This window comes from Paenibacillus silvae, from assembly GCF_014639235.1.
Lineage (GTDB): Bacteria > Bacillota > Bacilli > Paenibacillales > Paenibacillaceae > Paenibacillus > Paenibacillus silvae.
Map to the genome: position 1 here is coordinate 1 of NZ_BMFU01000013.1, position 395 is coordinate 395.

The 395-nt window shown below is 56.7% G+C and carries 1 rRNA gene (running past one end of the window); it reads right to left on the reverse strand.

Annotated elements, in window-relative coordinates:
* Window positions 1-395: ribosomal RNA gene (locus IEW26_RS25765) — 16S ribosomal RNA — on the reverse strand (its annotated part continues 244 nt past the right edge of the window); the annotation flags it as partial.

Sequence of the window (395 nt, forward strand, 5' to 3'; positions counted from 1 at the left end):
AACGCTTGCCCCCTACGTATTACCGCGGCTGCTGGCACGTAGTTAGCCGGGGCTTTCTTCTCAGGTACCGTCACCTTGAGAGCAGTTACTCTCCCAAGCGTTCTCCCCTGGCAACAGAGCTTTACGATCCGAAAACCTTCATCACTCACGCGGCATTGCTCCGTCAGGCTTTCGCCCATTGCGGAAGATTCCCTACTGCTGCCTCCCGTAGGAGTCTGGGCCGTGTCTCAGTCCCAGTGTGGCCGATCACCCTCTCAGGTCGGCTACGCATCGTCGCCTTGGTGAGCCGTCACCTCACCAACTAGCTAATGCGCCGCAGGCCCATCCTCAAGTGACAGATTGCTCCGTCTTTCCAGTTCCCTTCAGGCGAAGAAAACAAGTATTCGGTATTAGCT